This window comes from Nitrosopumilaceae archaeon, assembly GCA_035631875.1.
GTDB lineage: Archaea > Thermoproteota > Nitrososphaeria > Nitrososphaerales > Nitrosopumilaceae > TA-20.
In genome coordinates this window covers 104,093-117,566 of sequence record DASQHX010000010.1, presented here as the reverse complement: position 1 = coordinate 117,566, position 13,474 = coordinate 104,093, and the positions used below count along the sequence as shown (strand labels likewise).

14 protein-coding genes are annotated in these 13,474 nt (G+C 34.6%); 8 read left to right on the top strand and 6 right to left on the bottom strand.

Annotated elements, in window-relative coordinates; genetic code table 11:
* Positions 1 to 30 precede the first annotated feature (30 nt).
* Positions 31 to 1,878, top strand: coding sequence for a threonine--tRNA ligase (locus VEU72_05600; protein HYL66609.1), 1,848 nt, complete (start codon positions 31 to 33; stop codon positions 1,876 to 1,878).
* Positions 1,879 to 1,913: 35 nt separating this feature from the next.
* On the opposite strand, the gene VEU72_05595 is transcribed toward VEU72_05600, so the two are convergent.
* From VEU72_05595 to VEU72_05575, 5 genes are all read right to left on the bottom strand, one after another.
* Positions 1,914 to 2,144: a tetratricopeptide repeat protein gene (locus VEU72_05595; GenBank protein HYL66608.1), complete on the bottom strand. Its 231-nt coding sequence runs from the start codon at positions 2,142 to 2,144 to the stop codon at positions 1,914 to 1,916.
* 34 nt (positions 2,145 to 2,178) lie between these two features.
* Positions 2,179 to 3,048, bottom strand: coding sequence for an agmatinase (gene speB, locus VEU72_05590; protein HYL66607.1), 870 nt, complete (start codon positions 3,046 to 3,048; stop codon positions 2,179 to 2,181).
* Positions 3,049 to 3,382: 334 nt separating this feature from the next.
* On the bottom strand, positions 3,383 to 5,947 hold the full coding sequence (locus tag VEU72_05585) for a DNA-directed DNA polymerase I (GenBank protein ID HYL66606.1): 2,565 nt from the start codon (positions 5,945 to 5,947) through the stop codon (positions 3,383 to 3,385).
* A gap of 9 nt (positions 5,948 to 5,956) precedes the next feature.
* Complete coding sequence (locus VEU72_05580; GenBank protein ID HYL66605.1) at positions 5,957 to 6,496, bottom strand: dCMP deaminase family protein; 540 nt, start codon at positions 6,494 to 6,496, stop codon at positions 5,957 to 5,959.
* 26 nt (positions 6,497 to 6,522) lie between these two features.
* Positions 6,523 to 7,848, bottom strand: coding sequence for a hypothetical protein (locus tag VEU72_05575; GenBank protein HYL66604.1), 1,326 nt, complete (start codon positions 7,846 to 7,848; stop codon positions 6,523 to 6,525).
* A gap of 200 nt (positions 7,849 to 8,048) precedes the next feature.
* On the opposite strand from VEU72_05575, the gene VEU72_05570 reads away from it, so the two are divergent.
* From VEU72_05570 to VEU72_05550, 5 genes are read left to right on the top strand one after another with little or no spacing between them, the layout of a single operon-like run.
* Positions 8,049 to 9,560, top strand: coding sequence for a DEAD/DEAH box helicase (locus tag VEU72_05570; GenBank protein HYL66603.1), 1,512 nt, complete (start codon positions 8,049 to 8,051; stop codon positions 9,558 to 9,560).
* Between the two features lie 54 nt (positions 9,561 to 9,614).
* The gene (locus VEU72_05565; protein HYL66602.1) at positions 9,615 to 10,397 is read left to right on the top strand and encodes a PEFG-CTERM sorting domain-containing protein; all 783 of its coding nucleotides are present in this window, start codon (positions 9,615 to 9,617) and stop codon (positions 10,395 to 10,397) included.
* A 20-nt stretch (positions 10,398 to 10,417) separates the two neighbouring features.
* Positions 10,418 to 10,672 (top strand): Lrp/AsnC ligand binding domain-containing protein, encoded by a 255-nt coding sequence (locus VEU72_05560; GenBank protein ID HYL66601.1) that lies wholly within the window; start codon positions 10,418 to 10,420, stop codon positions 10,670 to 10,672.
* Positions 10,673 to 10,708: 36 nt separating this feature from the next.
* Positions 10,709 to 11,050, top strand: coding sequence for a hypothetical protein (locus tag VEU72_05555; GenBank protein HYL66600.1), 342 nt, complete (start codon positions 10,709 to 10,711; stop codon positions 11,048 to 11,050).
* 37 nt (positions 11,051 to 11,087) lie between these two features.
* Positions 11,088 to 11,216 carry a hypothetical protein gene (locus tag VEU72_05550; protein HYL66599.1) on the top strand — a complete coding sequence of 43 codons (129 nt, stop codon included), beginning with the start codon at positions 11,088 to 11,090 and terminating at the stop codon, positions 11,214 to 11,216.
* A 7-nt stretch (positions 11,217 to 11,223) separates the two neighbouring features.
* Here VEU72_05550 and VEU72_05545 read toward each other — a convergent pair whose 3' ends face one another.
* On the bottom strand, positions 11,224 to 11,883 hold the full coding sequence (locus VEU72_05545) for a hypothetical protein (GenBank protein ID HYL66598.1): 660 nt from the start codon (positions 11,881 to 11,883) through the stop codon (positions 11,224 to 11,226).
* Positions 11,884 to 11,981: 98 nt separating this feature from the next.
* On the opposite strand from VEU72_05545, the gene VEU72_05540 reads away from it, so the two are divergent.
* The gene (locus VEU72_05540; protein HYL66597.1) at positions 11,982 to 12,236 is read left to right on the top strand and encodes a hypothetical protein; all 255 of its coding nucleotides are present in this window, start codon (positions 11,982 to 11,984) and stop codon (positions 12,234 to 12,236) included.
* Positions 12,237 to 12,314: 78 nt separating this feature from the next.
* On the top strand, positions 12,315 to 13,457 hold the full coding sequence (locus VEU72_05535; protein HYL66596.1) for a 3-hydroxyacyl-CoA dehydrogenase family protein: 1,143 nt from the start codon (positions 12,315 to 12,317) through the stop codon (positions 13,455 to 13,457).
* The last annotated feature ends 17 nt before the right edge of the window (positions 13,458 to 13,474 follow it).

Genomic DNA, 13,474 nt, shown 5'->3' with positions numbered 1-13,474 from the left:
TTAAGTCGATAACAAAAAAAGAAACAAAACATGCGCATACTACAACTTCATTGCGATAGTATTGAATTTACACCTGTAAAAAAGGAGATAAAGTCAGCTGAGGAGATTGAACCTTCTTCCAAAAAAATAGACGAGGTTGTAGTGGCATTTGTAGCAATTGAAGACGGAGATAATTCCATTGTTGCAAAAAAAGCAATCTCAGAAATCACAGAATCAATGAAAAAAGTAGGATGCAAAAAATTATTATTATATCCGTATGCACATCTTAGCTCAAAGCTTGCATCCCCAAGTACTGCATTATCAATATTAAAAGAAATGGAATCACTTGTCACGGATCTTGAAGTGTCAAGAGCTCCTTTTGGGTGGACCAAGTCTTACAAAATTCAAGTCAAAGGTCATCCTTTGGCAGAAAACTCTAAAACAATTACTGTAGATGATAAAGATTCTACTTCAGACGCTGTCAAGGCAGAATCAAAAATCCAATCGTATTGGCATATCATGACAACTGATGGAAAGATGCATAAAGTTGAGGAATTTAATTTTGCAAAACATCCCGGTCTTGAAGTTTTAGCAAAATATGAAGCTGCAAAGAAAAGATCTGTTGACGAACCTCCTCCACATGTCAGATTGATGAAAAAAATGGCCATAGCTGACTATGAACCAGCATCAGATTCTGGAAACATGAGATTTTTCCCAAATGGCAGACTGATAAAATCTCTCCTAGAGCGATATGTCACAGACAAGGTAATGGAGTATGGAGGATTGGAAGTTGAGACACCTATCATGTATGACTCTCACCATCCTAGCATGGAGAGCTATTTTCACAGATTTCCAGCACGACAGTATAACATCAATTCTGAGGGAAAGCAACTCTTTTTACGATTTGCAGCTTGTTTTGGCCAATTTTTAATGGCAAAAGACTTTCAGCTATCATACAAAAACATGCCGCTAAAACTATACGAATTGACAAGATATAGCTTCAGAAAAGAACAATCAGGAGAACTAGTAGGTCTGAGAAGATTACGTGCATTTACAATGCCTGATTGCCATGCCATGTGCAAAGATATGGAACAAGCCAAAGAAGAATTTAGAAAAAGATTTGATCTATCAAGGGAAGTCATCAAAGGTATAGGCATGGAAGAAGCTGATCTTGAAATGGCAATCAGATTTACTGAAGAATTTTACAATGAAAATAAATCTTTAATTGAGGAGCTTGTAAAAAAGATTGGAAAACCAGTACTAGTTGAGATGTGGAAGGAGCGATTCTTCTATTTTGTACTAAAATGGGAATTTAATTATGTAGACAGTATGGGAAAAGCATCTGCACTATCTACAGATCAAATCGATGTTGAAAACGGTAAACGCTACAACATTGAATTTATAGATGAAAACAACAAACCACTAAATCCAATCATACTACATAACTCTCCAAGCGGTGCCATTGAAAGAGTAATTTATGCACTACTTGAAAAGGCAGCAAAAGATATCAGTGAAGGAAAAAAACCGCAATTTCCTTTATGGCTTGCACCAACACAAGTTAGACTTATTCCTGTAAAACCAGAATTTCTCAATTATTGTGAAAAACTGGCAGAAAAAATATCAACAAACGATATACGGGTAGATATTGATGACAGAAACGAAAGCGTTGGAAAAAGCATTCGTGATGCGGAAACAGAATGGATACGATACATCATTGTTATTGGTGAAAAAGAGGTAAATGCTGAAAAAATAGGTATCAGAGATAGGAAGTCTGCTGACGCAAAGATTCTTTTGGTTGACGAATTGATAAAATCAATAAAAGAAGAAACTCTGGGAAAACCATTTATGCGATTAAACATGAACAAGCATCTTTCAAAACGACCGCAAATTATGGTATAAATGTAAAAAATTATTTTATAACTTTTCCAATAAAATCATGATGCATCCAAGTCTCTTGGGGTGATCTCAAGAGCTTTGTTAAAAGATTCTATTGCTTCATCATATCTACCAAGACTACGAAGTGCAACGCCTTTCTTGTTCCAAATGTCAGGATCATTTGGATTGGATGATAATATTTTTTCAAAACAATCAAGAGCTTCTTCATATTTGCCGTCTTCCAAAAAACCCATGCCCTTTTTCATAATCTCGTGTTCATCTAATTTCATGTTTGATATTAGTGAGTCTTGCTTATCTTGTTTCTTAATGTGAAATATTCATGGCAATGACTTCGGACATTAGCTTTGCAGCAAGTGACGCAGTTGCACCATTATCATATGGCGGGCAAAGTTCCACTATGTCCATACATGGTATGTTTTTCTCTTCTAAGGAATATATCATGTCAAAGAGTTCTCTTGAGGTGATGCCCAATGCTTCTGGGTTTCCAACACCTGGTGCAAATGCAGGGTCTAATACATCCAAATCTACACTGAGGTAAATTTTGTCAAACGTAGAGACTGCATCTTTTACTAGCTTTGGACCTTTTCCCTCACGAATATCTTTATCCGTGATGGTTCTCACTTTATGCTCTTCTTTGAATGCAAGCTCTTCTTTTACAAAGGATCTTGCACCAACATGAATAATGTTTTCAGCTCCACGTGTTTCAATTATTCTTCTAAGGTATGCTGCATGACTGAGTTTGATATCTGCAAATTCATCACGTAAATCATAATGTGCATCAAAGACAATGTAGCCCGTCTCTTTTGGAAAACTCATGTATGTTCCATAAGTAATTGAATGCTCTCCACCTAAGATGATTAACTGTTTTTCTCTTTTGGCAAGTTCAGCAGTTATCTTTCCTACCATGTCTATAACTTCTGCTGCAACAACTGTATGTCTTGTATTTCCCAAGTCTTCAATATTGACGCTTTCCAAATCAACATTAAATCTAGTGGAAAATATCTCTATATTGTTTAGTGCAAGTCTTATCGCATCTGGTCCAAATCTGGTTCCTGGTCTAAAGGAGTGTGTTGAATCAAATGGAACTCCATATACTATTGCAGAAACATCGCCTTCTTCATTTGGACTAGTTATCAGAGGATTTCTATTCATGTAAAGATCAAGGTAACTCATTTTACTAGATGGGCTGTCAATATTACATCATATAATAGTATACTACAGAAATGTTTTTTAAAATTAATATTAAGACAAACTAAATCTAGTTTGCAATAGCATTGCCTGGCATTCTGCATTTTGGATGTATTTGGATTTCTCCTGTTTTCCTACAGCGTAGGCATTTGAATTGGATGCATTCTTTACAGTCGGGGCAAGATTGAAATTCTTGCAATATTTCTCCGCATGACCTACATGAATCTTTTCGCATATTTATAAAAATTGCAAGATCCTCTTATAAATTGTATGAATATTAGAATAACCTAATTACACTCAATAGTTTAAAACAATACACTTAGTTCCAAAAGAACTGGTCTAATCCTGTCTGCTTTGGTGCCCCAATGAGGGTGGCAAAATCAAGGTCCATGGACGAGAGAATTTGATCAAAAGTACTTTCCATAAATTCCATGTATTTTGCAGAGTCAATTTCATCTGGTCTTGCTAGTTCAACGGGCTTGACACCTGGCTTGTTAATTATTTTCACATATGATATGATGTCGCCTTTTTTTATCTCTCTAATCTGCTCCAAAAGTTTGGCTGCACGGATGTGCTGTGGAATGGTCTTCACATATTCTGACGGTGCTTTGCTTATCATTACATTAAATGCAAGCTCAGCTAGTGGAATTTGTTTTGCTTTTAATTTTTTTGCATAACCTGCTATCATCTCGCTGATTTTTTCTTTTGATTCAGTAAACTCTTGTGTTGTTTTTACTTTGGACAAAATTTCTAAAATTTCATAAAACAGAGTTCGAATAAATGGAGGTGTGTGAGATTTTTTCCCAGTAAGTCCTTTGACATCAACTTTGCCATCATTTTGTACTCCTAGATAGTTTTTCTTTCTTGTACTTAATACCACATACCTGTATTCTTTGTCAAGATCCAAGTCAACACCAAATTGTTCTTTTGCCCAGCTTACAACAGTTTGAATCTGATCTTTTGTAGGATCTTTTAGGAATAATGAATCAGTATCACCGTATAATACTTCGATGCCAACTGATTTGCATTTTTCAATTGTTTCTAAAATTGTATATCTGCCAACGGCGGTGGTTGCCTCTGCTACTGGCAAACAATAAAGAGGAAATATCTCTGCGCCCATTACACCATAGCTTGCATTGAGTATGACTTTGAGTGCTTGACTTACTACCGTATACAATTGTTTTTGATTTTCATCAAGTGATGGATTTTTTGCAAGGCTTTTGTAATAATTTACTCGCAAATCCCGCAAAGAGCCAATTAAAACTGCAGTAAGGCCATTTTTACGTGTACACACCCAATGATTTGTCCCAGGAATGGTGTTTTTCTTGCATTCATCATGAACACATCTTACTGTCTCATATGAGAGATTGCGTACCTTGATTATACTAGGATACAGGCTTGCAAAGTCCATTACGGATACATCAAAATGAATTCCAGCGGTTGGTTCCACAACTAGACCTCCGCGGTATTTCTTGTCTTTTATTATTGCTTCTGTAGATACAGATGGAGATTTTTGATCAAGCTCCTGCCTTTGTGGAATCAAAAAATTATGTTTTCTGTGTTCAAAATAAAACAAGCTACGAATCCATTGTGATACTCCCATTCTTGAAATATCATCGATTGGCATTCTCGCAATTCTAGTTATGACAACTAGCAAATCCATTAGCAGGTCGTTGTTAAAGCTTGTCAGATTTTGTGTTAGCTTTGCATCATTGTAACAATAATTTGCAAGCTCGTATAATGAAAGATCATCAAGCTCCCCATCATAATCAATTTTTGATTCATTTAGCAATCCTTCTGAAACACTATTTAGTGAAAAATCATTGTACTTGTGACTAAATGCATAAATCTGAAATGAACGGTTTGAAAACGTCCTGTACAAATCAAGATGCACTCCATGCTTTAGAGTTGCAGAGTCCCTCATCATTATTAGTGGAATTTCTTTAGAATCTATCCCAAGTCTTTCAGCCCGATTGTAAATATATGGCATATCAAAATCGTCACCGTTGTAGGTAATTACAAATGGATAGTCTGTTAAAATCTTGAAAGTGTCTCGTATCATTTCTTTTTCTTTGTCTTCATCATAAAACGAAACTTTGATGTCAGAGGAAAGTTCGCTTTTTCCAGGTTGTTTGTCTTTCTTTTGTAATACAAAGACTTGTTTTAGACCGTCGCTTCCAGAAAATCCGACTGCTGTGATTTTTTTATCAGCTATTTTTGCGTCAGGAATTCTTCCTGTCTCGGATTCTACCTCTATGTCAAAACTAACTCTTCTAATTTTTGGGATTGGTTGGTTTAGCAAATTTGCCCAATCTGATATGTGATCTTGAAACTCTTTAGAATCAATAATTCCCATGTTTGTGACTTTGTCATACAATAACCCTTTTAGCGCAAGTTGAACTTCATCTGGAATTTTATAGCTGTATTCTTCTAACTTGCCATTTGTAATGGTATAATATTTGCCAACAATTAGAGAATAATCATAAAGATAATTCTCGTAATATTTTATGTCAGATTCCCAAGTTTCAATTATGTTTCTGATGCTCTTATCTGTCTGAGTACCTCCTATGGCAAGCGGATCTGTAACTATGATTTTTGTTACATTGATCGTTCTATCTTTGAGAAGATCTATTTTTTCAATTTTTTTTAATTCCAATACATCTTTTCTATCTGATAAAAATTTCAGCTCTTCAGGATCTAGTTTGGAATAACAGTATGGTTTATGACCAGTATTGTCTGTCCACAAGAGAATTTTCTTTGAATTAGGTTCATAGAATTTTAGAATCACGGATTTTTTTTGGCCGTCATATGTCGCAGAAACAAGTAATGCCGGCGGCATTGTTGTTGTTACTTCATCTACCGCACCAATGATATTTTGTTGCATATGTTATACCTAATTTGTTGGGATAAGATTCATTTCCGTATCCTCAAGCAGAATGTTTATCCAATATTGCATTTTTTTCTTATCTAAAGTATCTATTTGAATTCCTGCTTCTTTTAAAAGATTAAAATCAGTTTCTGGATATGAACCAAGGCAAACAATGCGTTGGATTCCAATTGTAATTGCCATTTTACTGCATTCAAGACATGTTGCAAAAGTAGTATAAAGTGTGGTATCTTTTGTGCCAGAACCAACTCCTAGTATGGCACAATTCATTATGGCGTTTGCCTCTGCGTGATTGCAAATGCATCTGTCAAGACCCTCTCCTGACTGTAGTTTTCCCTCACTGCGTAAGATGCATCGCTTACAGCCTCCCTCATAGCAATTTGTTACACCTGGTGGGGTCCCATTATATCCAGTTGCTATCTGCCTGTGATCACGTACTATTACAGCTCCTACCTGTCTTGTTATACAGTTTGAGCGAAGCTTTGCTAATTCTGCCTGCAGCATAAAATATTCATCCCACGTTGGACGCTCAAAGGGTTTGTTCATATTGATTTTATGTTTTAACTAGTACATTATTGTTTAGCTTCTTTGAATTTGATAATCTTTCCTAGTGTTATGGTATCTAAGTTTGATCTGATTTTACCTTCTTTAATTTTGGAAAACCATTCTTTAACTTTGGCAAATTTATTTTTTTCACCAATTATGTTTGATGCCAAGACAGAGTTACTTGCCCACCATGAAATTGCGGATTGTACTACATATTGTAAATCCGAATCTGTGATTATTGGCCAATGTTGACTGACCATGGTTTCAAGAGGCAGATCCTGAAGGCCGAGCCTTTTTTTTATCATGTATAAAATTTCTGTAAATCTGGCAGGATCTTCAAATGCAGATATTGAAATTCGGATTTCAATACCGTCCTGAATGCTTTTGTCATTATCTACAAAAGTTAGTTTTACTGAACCTTTTTTTCCTGAGATAGTAAAATGTTCATTCTCGCTTTCAATTTTACCACCAATTTCTGTGATTATGTCCAACATAGCTTGAAGGCGTTCTTTTTCTAAATTTTCAATTATTATTGGTGTCACCGAAGTTTTTTCAAATAATGCGGTCATAGTATCAGTAGATTTTATCAAGTCTATCTTAATGCATCCTAGAATTGTTTTTACAATTTCATAATCAGCATATTCAAAAATTAACATTTCTGGAATTCTTTTGTCAGTAGTTCCCAATCTTCTTAAAATATTGAAAATTTCATCAGGAATGTTGATTAATTGTTTATTTTCAATAAATCCACGTTCATTTGTACTATCTGTTTTCCAGTATGCCGCGGTAGGTTCTGTAATGGTAGCCATGATGTTGTACGCACCACGTTTTTCCATGGGAGCAAGTACTGGTAAATCATTATTTAAATACGCACGAAAATAACTCGTTCCTTCAAAACTGGAATGTTTTAAAATATTGCCAAGATTAACTTTGGCAAAAAACTTTGTGTTTTTTTGTTTGACTTTGATCATGTCCCAAACCCTTGATTTGGGATTAAACTCCTCCCATGATTCTGGACTTGGAAGCTCAAACTCTTCAAGTGCTCCCAATCTTCTTGAGTCAGGCTTGTATAATTTTGTCAGGACCTTTACGTGATCATTTAACGTGTGCATGGTAATGCTGATTCCCCATAATGAATCAAGAAACTCTGCTCGTTTTGACGAATCAACAACACATGTCCAACGTCTGTCTATTAATCGCGGTCTTATTTCTAATCTAGTTAGAATTTTATCTAGTCTTGTTTGCTGTGTGAAATGTAATGGACTGATTTTTGTAAATGTATTTTTGTAGGTTTCACAGAGATTGGTCTTTCCTCGCTGAAAACAAAGATCACAGAATTCAAGAGGTTCCAAATTTACATTCCTCGACAAGTTTCATAATAAATGCACATCATACAGCTAATTTCAATATTGTGAGGTCTATTATGTGATGTTACATATTATGTTCAGTCAGTACTTTTGTGATCGTTATAACCTCGTATTCATATACATAGAATATTACAAAGATGAAATTGAAAGAAACTTTTTACTTGTCTAAAAGAAGATGAATTTAATTGGATTCACAGTATTTTGAACACAAGTTAATCAAGCCTGAATCGATAGAATATAGAGAATACCAGGTAAACCTTGCAAATCAGGCAATAAAAGAAAACTGTCTGGTAGTTCTTCCTACTGGATTGGGAAAAACAACGGTAGCATTACAGGTTATTGCCGAGTTTTTATCAAGGAGAACAGGAGGCATATTATTTCTTGCTCCGACCAGAGTTCTAGCACACCAACATTACGAATTTTTAAAAAAAAATCTTCTCATAGATGATATTGCACTAATAACAGGCGAAGATCTCGTTACAAAAAGAAAAAAATTATGGGTAAACAGCGTAATCTGCGCTACTCCGGAGATTACAAAAAATGATCTTGACAGACAAATTGTATCACCGGATCAATTTAACTTGTTAATCTTTGATGAAGCACATCGGACTATAGGTGACTATGCATATTCTGGAATTGCAGAAAGATTCCAAACTTCTGATGTGCGAATTTTAGGTATGACGGCCACACTACCAAGCGAAAAAGATAAAGCAACTGAAATTCTTAATATTTTAAAAATTACAAGCATAGCACAAAGAAATGAAGAAAGTCCTGATGTAATACCATATGTTCAACAAACTAATACTCAATGGATTACAGTTGATCTTCCATCAGAGATGAAAGAGATTCAATTGTGTATCAAAGCTGCACTTGAATCACGATATCAAGATTTACGAAGAGCTGGTCTGAACCTCTCTGATAGTAAATCATTATCCCAACTCTTACGTGCAAGAGAATTTGTAATACGACAAAATAGGAAGGCTGCAAAACCGCTTTTTACAGCAATAAGGATAATTCATGCACTAAATGTTCTGGAATCTCATGGCATTACATCGTTTTTGAGATTTTGTGAGCGTACACAAGAGAAAAAAGGAATTGGAATAAAAGATCTTTTTGAAAATGATTTGAATTTTGCCAAAGCTATACGACTTGCAAAACTTGCTAAATCAAAAGGAATTGAACATTCCAAAATAATAAAATTAAAAGAAATCATAGAGTCACTTCAAGGTAAGGCACTTGTTTTTACTAGTTACAGAGATTCAGTGGATGTGATACATCAAAAACTAATTGAAATGGGAATTGCTGCAGGGTTTTTAATTGGCAAAGCAGGTGAAACAGGACTTAAACAAAAAAAACAGATTGAGACAGTACAAAAATTTCGGGATGGTGAATACAAAGTACTAGTTGCTACTCGTGTTGGTGAAGAAGGATTAGATATTTCAGAGGTAAACCTTGTTGTTTTTTTTGATAATGTGCCAAGTTCAATCCGATACATACAAAGAAAGGGTCGTACAGGTAGAAAAGACACTGGTCGTCTGGTTGTTCTTATTGCAAAAGATACTGTTGATGAGACATATTATTGGATTGGAAAAAGAAAAGTGACGGCAGCTAAAAACATGGGGGATAAAATGTCAAAGGTTTTAGAAAAACAACAATCTGGGGTATCTAAAAAAACAGGGCTAGATGCATATCTATAGCGTCAACACTTGTAAACCTACAATTAAATACAATAAAAATTCACCAAAATCTTCATGCGACTAGCCATCACACTTTTGATGATAACAGTTCTTGCTATTTTTATTGTAAATAATGTAAATGCACAAGTAGGATCAACTGGAATAATTGCAACTACAAACAAACCTGTTTACCAACTAGGTGACAAAGTCATCATTTCAGGTTCTGTAGCAAAAGTTGTTGATAATAATCCTGCAACAATTATAGTTCGAAATCCCATTGGTAATGTTTATGAAGTGGGTCAGGTTACTTTATCCAATAATCTGTTTACTCATGATTTCGTGATAGGGGAGGATGCTACTCCTGGCACTTATGATGTTGAAATAAAATATGGTGATCAGAGCGGAAAAACATCATTTGCAGTTCAGGTAAGCCAAATGCAACTAATTCCAGTTGGTGATTACGCCATCAAAGTTAGAGGCAATAATACTAATTTGATTAAATATAGTGATGTTTCAATTTCAACTGTAGATAATTCCGTTACTGTTAACGTTAATGCAAGTGCAATATCTAGCGGTTCTGTAATGCAGGAATTCCAGATTCCAAAGATAATCATAGATGCACCTGGTTCTTTGTTAGTTGCAAAAATTGATGGTTTAATTTCACAGTGTACACAAATAGAGACACCATCTGACAGAATAATGGATTGCATGATACCTGTAGATGCAACACAACTACAAATATTTGGCACTACAGTGATTCCAGAATTTGGTCCAGTTGCAATGCTGATTTTAACTATTAGTGTTCTAGGTATTGTTTTTCTATCAACTAAAACAAAAATCAAGAAGCCTTTTTATTAGTAAATTTTCTTTTGTATCACATGCTGGCATACATTTTAGCAACATGTGTTCCTGGACGTGAAAAAGATGTTATAGAAATAATCAAGGCACTACCTGAAGTAGTAGAAGTAAATGGCGTTATGGGAAAATACGATGTTTTTGTTAAAATATATGCAGATAATGTATCAAAAATAGATTCTGCAATATCAAAAGTTCGGAACACGCCACATATCACCAGTACACTCACCATGCCTGCAATTTATGGACAGGGTGGAACCGTTGACGAAGAAAAGTAAGCAAAATTATTTAGAAAGATCTGTCATTATATGGTAGTGAAAGTTATAGACGTTGCTAGTCCTGAAAGAATAAACAAAATCCCTGATAAAACAATCGTCATTTTATCTTCTGGAAATTTTATCGAACAAGGCTACATGGTAAAAAACATTCACTTGAATCTTTACATACAAAATAAAGATGAAAAACTTGGTCCCTATTCGCTTATTACTGCATACATTGAGACTGATAAAGGTGAAATCGAAATTACCTATGATGAAGGGTATAGAGGAAATAATGCGATAGAAGAAACAGCTAGTTTTCTTACAACACATATTGGCATCTCAAGCCTTATTTTGCGTTCAATTATGCAACTAAAAAATGCACAACAAAACTCATAATATTAGTAATCGTATCTTCTAAACGATAAAACAGATTATGAAATTTGAACGTAAACCAATACAACCAAATCCAACTTGTGCAATGTGTGGAAAACCAATTAAAGAGCATGCGCCAGATGAAATTAAAATTTGTATGGAAAAAAGACGTAATTCTAAAAAACCATAATTACAGTTTACAAATCTAATTCGCTTTTTTCCTGTAATTTTTCCGTTAGCTCAAGATATGCATAGGGATCTAATTGTTTTGCAAAGCATTTGTCGATATTTATTAAATAAACTGAATGTAATCTGGCATTTAAGATATCATCAAGATCAATAGGTGGGCTCTTGTAAAATCTATCGCAAAGATTTTTTATTTTTTGTATTTCTGCAGGAGTTCTTTTGATCGGTGGTTTTAAGAATAATTTTGGGATTGGCAAAATTCCAACAACTGGTGTTGCTAACGCAAATTTAGAACAATATTTACTGTATCTTGATATTTTGCTTGCAATTCTGGCAACATAGTAATCTATGGTATCTAAAGCATGGTCAGGAGGTGTGAACCCTGTCTCAATTTCCATAATGAATGTTCCATCTCCCTTGTTTGCAAATACATCGCAAACTAGTATATCAGAAAGGTGTTGTTCAATATCTACTGTATATCCTTCAGCGATAAGATTTGAAGCACATATTATTTCAAGTACAGAATGGTTTATTTTTACAAGATTTTGAGTATATAATTCAATTAGTCTTTCGCGAACAAAATTTATTTTTGATTTTATCTCGGGAGATTTTCCTGCAGATAGTCGCTGTGCAATTGTATAAACATCGTCTGTGAATTTTTCTACGTCCAAAATCTGATTATCTTTGTTTTTGGGTTTTAAGAAGATAGCTATGCTCAACTGATTAGATTTTAGCAACCTTTTTTATTGTACACATGGATTCTAACTAAATGGAAAATCTTTCGTTAAATGATCGACTAATTTTACTTCAATATGCCATAAACAAGTATGAAATTGAAAACATTTTGATTGGAAAACTCGAAAATATTTTGCCACTCAAAGACATAGAGAGAGGCATTGATACACTGATTGGAACTCAGAAGGTTCGCAGGATAGGACCTGATGTTTTGCAAAACAACGTTAGTCATACAGGAGAACTTCCAGATTTGCCTGCTCATTTAAAATCAATCATAGATGGTTTATAGTTGATCTCTTGATATGTGATATAATTAAAATCTCAGAGACCGAATAACTTAGAAAGGGATCTAATAATTCATTTTTTAATGGAAATAAAAAATATCACAATATTAGGTTCTGGTATTATGGGGCATGGCATTGCCCAAGTTTCCGCCATGTCAGGATATAATGTCATCCTTAGAGACGTAGAAAAACAATTTTTGGATAAAGCAATGGAGAAAATAAAATGGAGTCTTGATAAGCTTGTATCAAAACAAAAACTATCACAACAAGACGCAGATAAGATATTTTCAAGAATCATACCAGAAGTTGATCTTGCAAAAGCACTACAAAATTGCGACTTGATGATTGAGGCAGTTCCAGAAATAATGGAACTAAAGAAAAAAGTCTACACTGAGGTAGATAAGGTAGCAGATAAAAAAACAGTATTTGCATCAAATACTAGTACTCTACCAATTACAGAAATAGCAAATACAACTACAAGACCAGAAAGATTCATCGGAATTCATTTTTTTAATCCTCCTCAACTTATGAAACTAGTTGAAGTAATCCCAGGACAAAAAACTTCAAAAGAATTGGTTGAATTAACAATCAATTTTGTGAAATCAGTTTCAAAAGAACCGGTTTTATGCAAAAAAGATGTTGCGGGATTTATTGTAAACAGGATATTTATCCCACTAGTACACGAAGCAGCATGGGCCATGGATAGAAGTCATGCATCCATGACAGAAATTGATTCTGCAGTGAAATTCAAGCTTGGTTTTCCTATGGGAATTTTTGAGCTTGCTGATTTCACAGGCTTGGATGTGATTCACAAAGCAACAATTGAGATGTATCTGAGAGACAAAAAAGTAATAAATCCACATCCTAAAATTCAAGAACTCTTTGATAATAAAAAACTAGGACAAAAAACTGGTTCCGGATTTTATGAATATTCTGGAGACAAGTATGAGCGTATTCCCTTGTCAGAAGAGTTGGCAAAAAGATTCGATCCAATTGAACTTGTTGCAAACATGCTAAACAATGCAGCGTGGCTTGTCACAAATCAAGCAAGCGATATACCGGAAATTGAAAAAGCATTACAACTTGGGATGGGACTTAAAAGACCACTTTTTGAAACTGGAAAAGAACTTGGCATCTCAAACATAGTTGCCACGTTAAATGAACAAGCTAAAAAATACGGCCAATTTTATGAACCAGATCCCCTACTTGTATCTATGAAGCATTAATTTTTTCTAAAATATAT

Excerpts from the sequence above, each read along its gene's own strand:
- VEU72_05535 (HYL66596.1), top strand. The coding sequence starts at position 12,315 with ATGGAAATAAAAAATATCACAATATTAGGTTCTGGTATTATGGGGCAT.
- speB (HYL66607.1), bottom strand. The coding sequence starts at position 3,048 with ATGAGTTACCTTGATCTTTACATGAATAGAAATCCTCTGATAACTAGT.
- VEU72_05595 (HYL66608.1), bottom strand. The coding sequence starts at position 2,144 with ATGAAATTAGATGAACACGAGATTATGAAAAAGGGCATGGGTTTTTTG.
- VEU72_05580 (HYL66605.1), bottom strand. The coding sequence starts at position 6,496 with ATGAACAAACCCTTTGAGCGTCCAACGTGGGATGAATATTTTATGCTG.
- VEU72_05560 (HYL66601.1), top strand. The coding sequence starts at position 10,418 with ATGCTGGCATACATTTTAGCAACATGTGTTCCTGGACGTGAAAAAGAT.
- VEU72_05540 (HYL66597.1), top strand. The coding sequence starts at position 11,982 with ATGGAAAATCTTTCGTTAAATGATCGACTAATTTTACTTCAATATGCC.
- VEU72_05600 (HYL66609.1), top strand. The coding sequence starts at position 31 with ATGCGCATACTACAACTTCATTGCGATAGTATTGAATTTACACCTGTA.
- VEU72_05550 (HYL66599.1), top strand. The coding sequence starts at position 11,088 with ATGAAATTTGAACGTAAACCAATACAACCAAATCCAACTTGTGCAATG.
- VEU72_05565 (HYL66602.1), top strand. The coding sequence starts at position 9,615 with ATGCGACTAGCCATCACACTTTTGATGATAACAGTTCTTGCTATTTTT.
- VEU72_05585 (HYL66606.1), bottom strand. The coding sequence starts at position 5,947 with ATGCAACAAAATATCATTGGTGCGGTAGATGAAGTAACAACAACAATG.